The following is a 6585-nucleotide window of genomic DNA, read 5'->3' as shown; positions in this document are numbered from 1 at the left end:
AAGCCGCAGCGAAGGAACTGGGCGGTCCGCTCTGGGTCGTGAAGAGCCAGATCCATGCCGGTGGTCGCGGCAAGGGCAAGTTCAAGGAAGCCTCGGCTGGCGACAAGGGCGGCGTTCGCCTCGCCAAGTCGATCGACGAGGTCAAGGAATTCTCCAAGCAGATGCTTGGCGCGACCCTCGTGACCATCCAGACCGGCGACGCCGGCAAGCAGGTCAACCGCCTCTATATCGAAGACGGTTCGGACATCGAGAAGGAGTTCTACCTCTCGCTGCTCGTCGACCGTGAAACCTCGCGCGTCGCATTCGTCGTCTCGACCGAAGGCGGCATGAGCATCGAGGACGTCGCCCACGACACCCCTGAGAAGATCATCACCTTCTCGGTTGATCCCGCGACCGGCGTGATGCCGCATCACGGCCGCACCGTTGCGCAGGCCCTCGGCCTCACCGGCGACCTGGCCAAGCAGGCCGGCAAGCTGGTCGAGCAGCTCTACACGGCGTTCATCGCCAAGGACATGGACATGCTGGAGATCAATCCGTTGATCATCTCCAAGCAGGGCCAGCTCAAGTGCCTCGACGCAAAAATGTCGTTCGACTCGAACTCGCTCTATCGTCATCCGGATATCGTCGCGCTGCGCGACACCACCGAAGAAGACGCGAAAGAAATCGAGGCATCGAAATATGACCTCGCCTACATCGCGCTCGACGGCACCATCGGCTGCATGGTCAACGGCGCCGGCCTCGCAATGGCCACGCTCGACATCATCAAGCTCTATGGCGAAAGCCCCGCCAACTTCCTCGACGTCGGTGGCGGCGCCTCGGAAGAGAAGGTGACCGCTGCGTTCAAGATCATCACCGCTGACCCGAACGTGAAGGGCATCCTGGTCAACATCTTCGGCGGCATCATGAAGTGCGACGTCATCGCCGCCGGCGTTGTCGGCGCGGTAAAGGCCGTCGGCCTCAAGGTGCCACTGGTTGTCCGCCTCGAAGGCACCAATGTCGAGGAAGGCAAGAAGATCATCCGCGAGTCCGGCCTCAATGTTCTGCCGGCCGACGATCTCGACGACGCCGCCCAGAAGATCGTCAACGCGGTGAAGGGAAAGTAAGCTCATGTCAGTCTTGATCGACAAGAACACCAAGGTCATCACCCAGGGCTTCACCGGCAAGAACGGTACCTTCCATTCCGAACAGGCGATCGCCTACGGGACCAAGGTCGTCGGCGGCACCTCGCCGGGCAAGGGCGGCTCGACCCATATCGGCCTGCCCGTGTTCGACACCGTGGCGGAAGCCCGCGACAAGACCGGCGCCGACGCCTCGGTCATCTACGTGCCGCCGCCGGGCGCAGCCGACGCGATCTGCGAAGCCATCGATGCGGAAATCCCGCTGATCGTCTGCATCACCGAAGGCATTCCGGTGCTCGACATGGTGCGCGTGAAGCGTTCGCTGATCGGCTCCAAGTCGCGCCTGATCGGGCCGAACTGCCCGGGCGTCGTCACCGCCGGTGAATCGAAGATCGGCATCATGCCGGCCAACATCTTCAAGCCCGGCAAGGTCGGCATCCTGTCGCGCTCCGGCACGCTGACCTATGAAGCCGTGTTCCAGACCACCCAGGCCGGCCTCGGCCAGACCTCGGCGGTCGGCATCGGCGGCGATCCGGTCAAGGGCACCGAGTTCATCGACATCCTCGAGCTGTTCCTGGCCGACGACAAGACCGAGTCGATCATCATGATCGGTGAAATCGGTGGTTCGGCGGAAGAAGACGCGGCGCAGTTCATCAAGGACGAAGCCAAGCGCGGCCGCAAGAAGCCGATGGTCGGCTTCATCGGCGGCGTCACCGCACCTCCCGGCCGTCGCATGGGCCATGCCGGCGCCATCGTCTCGGGCGGCAAGGGCGATGCCCAATCGAAGATCGCAGCGATGGAAAGCGCAGGCATCCGCGTCTCGCCATCGCCGGCCCGCCTCGGCACCACGTTGGTGGACGTGCTCGCTGGCAAGTAAGCCGCAAGCATTGGATTGAATGAGAAAGGCCCGCTCGCGAGAGCGGGCCTTTTGTTTTGGCGCAGGCTCGCGATGCCGAGCTGCGTGGAGCCGATCACATTGATCGCGAGAATGCCCCACGGCGCGCGACGATGCGATCGAATGTCTTGTCCATGGCGACGGTGGAGCTGCCGAGCCATGGGAAGTGCCCATAGCGGAACGAGAGCTGCTGCGACGCTTCCGCAGCGCTTCGCCCTGCGATCACCAGTTCGTACAGCGCTGCCGCCAGACCCGTGCGATCCGAGCCGGCTTCGCAATGAATGAGGATCGGCCGCACCGCATTCCGCAGATGATCCGTCAGCTGCGCGATCTGGCCATCAGTCAGTTCGCGCCCCGACGAGATCGGAAAGTCGATATGCGTGACACCCGTCGCGGCACTCGCCTTGACCTCATCGTCATACCAGGAGCGCCCCGCATTGTTACCGCGCAGGTTGATGATGGTGCGGATGTCATGGGCACGGATGCGATCGATGAACTGATCGCCGCTCAGTTGCCCGGAGCGATAGATCACGCCGCTCTCGATGGGATGGAAATTGCCGGTCACTCGCAGATAGCCCGCCCAGCCACCGAGGAGCATGGCAACGATGGCAACCAATTGGCCAAAGCGCTTCAGCCACGGCAAAGCCAGATGCAACGAATAGGAAAGCGGATTGGATCTGCGCACGACTCTACTCCTTCGCCGCGTGGGCGAGTTGAGTAGGAGTCATCAGCCTCTCATGGAGGCGGTTCGGCCAGGATGGCCCGGCAGAATCCATTGCCGATGCACCTGCTTAGCTGCTGATCAATCGCCGAGTCAATGCGGTGGAGGTGACACGTCGATTGACAACGCTGCCGCGAACTTCACACTGGCTCCACTGCTTGAAGCGAGCGGCCTAGTCTCGCAATGCATAAGGGAGAACGCCATGAACGAGCTGGATTTCACCGGCAAGACCGTCCTCGTGATCGGAGGATCGAGCGGGATCGGCAACGGGATTGCGCATGGTTTTCGCGCCAAAGGCGCGGAGGTGCATGTCTATGGCACACGTGCGGACGCAGAGGACTACAAAGACGAAGAAGGCTCTGACCTCACCGGGCTGCATTATGCGAAGCTCGACGTGAGCAATTCTGCTGCCATCGAATCGATCAAACCCGCGTTCAGCAAGCTCGACGTCCTCGTGCTGGCGCAGGGCACCGTGCTCTACAAGCGCGCCGAATTCGAAATGGACGGGTTTCGCAAGGTCATGGAAGTGAACCTGATGAGCCTGATGGCCTGCAGCGCCAAATTCCATCCGATGCTGAAGGCGAGCGGCGGCACGGTCATCATCGTCTCCTCGACGGCCGCCTTCCATGCCACCAAGGGCAATCCCTCCTACAACGCCTCCAAGACCGGCGCCGTCGGGCTCGTGCGCACGCTGGGTGTGGCCTGGGCGGAGGATGGCATACGCGTCAACGGCATCGCACCGGGGCTGGTCGATACCAAGCTCACCAAGGTGACGACGAACAATCCCAAGCGACTGGAAGGCGCGCTCGAACGAATCCCGATCAAGCGACTGGGTACGCCGGCGGACATGGCCGGTGCTGCCTTGTTTCTCGCCTCGCCGCTGTCGTCCTACATCGTCGGCCAGAGCATCATCGTGGATGGCGGGCTGATCCTGTAGCGGCAGAACACGAGGGGATTCCGGGTTCGCGCAAGAGCGCGACCCGGAATGACGGTTTGGATCAGGCCGCCACGGCCTGTTTCTCTCCGACCATCGGCAAGCCTTCCTCGATCGGATATTTCACGTCGCGGCTCCATTCGTTCCACGAGCCGAAATACATCCGCACATCCGCGACGCCGGCATTCTTCAGCGCCAGGAACGTGTTCGACGCGCGCGCCCCCTTGAAGCAGTAGAGATACACTGTCGTCGCTGGGGTGATGCCCACCGTCGCGCATTCGGCAAGGATCTCGTTCTTCGACTTGAAGCGCGGACCTTCCGCCGTCGGCTTCATCATGCGGTACCACTCGATCCAGACGGCGCCGGGAATGCGGCCCATGCGGGGGCAAAAATCCTTGCCATAGGGCGAGGAGCTTTCACCGATCCATTCATCGACATCGCGCACGTCGAGAATGGCGATGGAGGGATTGCCGAGCGCGGCCTGCATGGTGGCGGCGTCGATCAAGATCGTGCCGGCTTCCGGCTTGATGGCGAACGACGCGGGCGTCGGCATCGGCACATCGGTGGTCGTGGGCAGGCCCTTCATGGTCCAGGCATCGTAGCCGCCATGCAGCACCTTGATCTTGGGATAGCCGAGGAATTCGAGCAGGAAATAGCCGCGACAGGACTGGCCGAAGCCGGAATTCATCGACTGCTCATAGATCACAGCGGTCTCTGCGCCGGAGAGACCTGCGCCACCGAAGGCTTCGGCAAATTTCTTTTTCAGCTCGTCCATGCCTTCGGGCGTGGACGTCGCGAGAAACGTAAAGATCTCATGGAGATTGACGGCGCCGGGGATGTGACCGGCGGCATAGGCGTCGGGATTGCGCGTGTCGATGATGACACAAGGTTCTGACTTCATGAACGTCGCGAGGTCGTCTGCGGAAATGAGAACATCTGCCATTTCAAGCCTCCACTTTTTGAACGTCGTTGTTGAACCGTTGGTAGTCGGCCGTGCCGTGCTGCGCCCTGACCCAGGTCAATGGGCACCGTCTCCTTGCTGTTCGCGCGCATTGTCTGCGAGCATCTTCCGGAGCTGTTTGGTGGCGGGGGTGACGATCGCCACGAAATAGGATTCGCGCAGGCGCCGCTGCGCGCGATGGGATTTGAGATAGCCGCGCGCGCCACAATGCAGCATCGCGGCATGGGCGGCGGCGACGGCAGCGTCGCCCGCGCGCAAGCGCAGTTCGACGACGGCGCGCCAGTAATCGTTGCTGGTCTCATAGGGCGTCGCGGCCAGCATCATGGTCTCGGCTTCCATCTTCGCGAGCAGGCCTGCAAAATCCTCTGGTTGCTGCGGCAGGAAGCAGTTCACATGGGCGAGCGAGGGTTTGACGCTGTCCATGATGGCGACGCAGTCTCTGACCAGGCCGAGCCCCATCCCCATCTGCATCAGAATGAAGCCGGCGCGGATCTTCTTCACGAAAGGCATCGCGGGTGCTGCGAGCACCTGCTCATCGGGAATGAAAACATCGCGGAACTGCACGGCATAGGTGCCGGTGCCGTCCATCGCGAGGAACGGCTTGCAGGGCGTCAGCGAGAGATTCTCATCGGCGCAGTCGGCGATGAACATCACCTTCTCGCCGGAGTCCTCGACTTCGAAGATCGTGCCGAACAGGTGATCAGGGCCGAGATTGGAGACCCAGGGCAGCGCGCCGCGGACGAGATAGCCGCCGTCAACGCGCTTGCCTTTGAGCTTGAGCTTCTCGATGCCGAAAAAGCTCTTCATGGGATTGGAGAGACCAGTGCCGCCGAGCGTTTTTCCGCTGGCTGTCGCGCTCAGATATTTCGCTTTCAGCGCGGCATTGTCGGAGTTGAGGATGTACCAGACCAGCGTGTTCTGGCACCACGCCATGAAAGCGGTCGAGCCGCAGGTCTCGCCGATGACGGAGATGCCGGCGATCGTGTCGCGCAGATCAGCGTGAGCGGACCAGGCGCCGGCATCGCCGAGATTGTGCAGCGCCTGATCGGGATAGATCGTGCCTTCGTCGATCTCCAGCGCGATCGGCGTCAGCTCGCGCCGCGCGATGGCGCCGATGCGATCGACAAGCGGCTCAGTGTCGTCAACGACAATTTCCTTTAACAACGCAGCCGATGCAGTCATCTCGATCTCCGCGCAACGGAAGCCATCGAACTCGTCATTGCGAGGAGCGTCAGCGACGAAGCAATCCAGCGCTTGCTTCCAAAAAGGCTGGATTGCTTCGCCGAAGCAAAATTGGCGAAGCCAATTTTGCAGGGCTCGCAATGACGGCTGAGAGATCAGGCCGTGACTTCGAGATTGACCGGGCGCGTAAACGTGTTGGCGACCGGCGACCACTTCTTCACGTGATCGATCAGCGCATCGATCTCGGCTTGCGGAATGCCTTCGCATTCCATGTCCACCTTGATACGCACATCGGTGAAGCCGACCGGCTTCTCGCTGATGTCGCCAGTGCCCCAGACGGCGGTGATGTTGAGGTCACCTTCGAGCTGCAGTTCGAGCTTGTTGACGGTCCAGCCGCGATGCACGGCATTGGCGTGCAGGCCGACCGCGATGCAGGAGCCGAGCGCGGCAAGTGAGGCTTCGGACGGATTGGGCGCTGTGTCGTCTCCGAGCAAAGCCGGCGGCTCATCGACGATGTAAGGCGGCAGGTTGCGGATGTAGTTGGCGTGACGGAATTTGCCTTCGGCGACCGTTTTGCACTTGAGCGTCTTGATGACGTTCGGATTGGCTTTGCCATTGGCGATCAGCTGTTCGAGCCCGCCTTTGTCGATCGGTGCCAGGCAGCCGGTCAAAGCGGTTTTGGCGGCAACAGCAGTCATGGACGTCTCCCTTCGAGAAAGATACAGAACGGTCTGTAGTCTTGCACGATGTGTGCCAGACCCCGCGCCGAAGGCC

Annotated in this window: 7 protein-coding genes and 1 riboswitch; of the genes, 3 read left to right on the top strand and 4 right to left on the bottom strand. The window is 61.7% G+C overall.

What is annotated here, in order from left to right:
• Both sucC and sucD read left to right on the top strand, forming a co-directional pair.
• A partial coding sequence (gene sucC / locus ACIQ2A_RS18025) for an ADP-forming succinate--CoA ligase subunit beta (RefSeq protein WP_398481728.1) occupies nucleotides 1-1103 on the top strand: 1103 nt, incomplete at its 5' end.
• A gap of 4 nt (nucleotides 1104-1107) precedes the next feature.
• Nucleotides 1108-1995 carry a succinate--CoA ligase subunit alpha gene (sucD, locus tag ACIQ2A_RS18020; protein WP_398481726.1) on the top strand — a complete coding sequence of 296 codons (888 nt, stop codon included), beginning with the start codon at nucleotides 1108-1110 and terminating at the stop codon, nucleotides 1993-1995.
• Between the two features lie 94 nt (nucleotides 1996-2089).
• Here sucD and ACIQ2A_RS18015 read toward each other — a convergent pair whose 3' ends face one another.
• Nucleotides 2090-2698: a tyrosine-protein phosphatase gene (locus ACIQ2A_RS18015; RefSeq protein WP_398481724.1), complete on the bottom strand. Its 609-nt coding sequence runs from the start codon at nucleotides 2696-2698 to the stop codon at nucleotides 2090-2092.
• 26 nt (nucleotides 2699-2724) lie between these two features.
• A riboswitch (Fluoride riboswitch) is annotated at nucleotides 2725-2802 on the bottom strand.
• Between the two features lie 134 nt (nucleotides 2803-2936).
• On the opposite strand from ACIQ2A_RS18015, the gene ACIQ2A_RS18010 reads away from it, so the two are divergent.
• The gene (locus ACIQ2A_RS18010) at nucleotides 2937-3671 is read left to right on the top strand and encodes an SDR family NAD(P)-dependent oxidoreductase (RefSeq protein WP_398481722.1); all 735 of its coding nucleotides are present in this window, start codon (nucleotides 2937-2939) and stop codon (nucleotides 3669-3671) included.
• Nucleotides 3672-3732: 61 nt separating this feature from the next.
• Here the strand turns inward: ACIQ2A_RS18010 and ACIQ2A_RS18005 are convergent, their stop codons facing one another.
• From ACIQ2A_RS18005 to ACIQ2A_RS17995, 3 genes are all read right to left on the bottom strand, one after another.
• Nucleotides 3733-4611, bottom strand: coding sequence for a sulfurtransferase (locus ACIQ2A_RS18005; protein ID WP_398481720.1), 879 nt, complete (start codon nucleotides 4609-4611; stop codon nucleotides 3733-3735).
• A gap of 75 nt (nucleotides 4612-4686) precedes the next feature.
• Nucleotides 4687-5811 carry an acyl-CoA dehydrogenase family protein gene (locus ACIQ2A_RS18000; RefSeq protein WP_398481718.1) on the bottom strand — a complete coding sequence of 375 codons (1125 nt, stop codon included), beginning with the start codon at nucleotides 5809-5811 and terminating at the stop codon, nucleotides 4687-4689.
• A gap of 155 nt (nucleotides 5812-5966) precedes the next feature.
• Nucleotides 5967-6509 carry an OsmC family protein gene (locus ACIQ2A_RS17995; RefSeq protein ID WP_398481715.1) on the bottom strand — a complete coding sequence of 181 codons (543 nt, stop codon included), beginning with the start codon at nucleotides 6507-6509 and terminating at the stop codon, nucleotides 5967-5969.
• Nucleotides 6510-6585: the final 76 nt, after the last annotated feature.

The organism is Tardiphaga sp., from assembly GCF_044336785.1.
Lineage (GTDB): Bacteria > Pseudomonadota > Alphaproteobacteria > Rhizobiales > Xanthobacteraceae > Tardiphaga.
The sequence above is the reverse complement of the archived record's forward strand: the minus strand, read 5'-3'. Positions and strand labels throughout refer to the sequence as shown.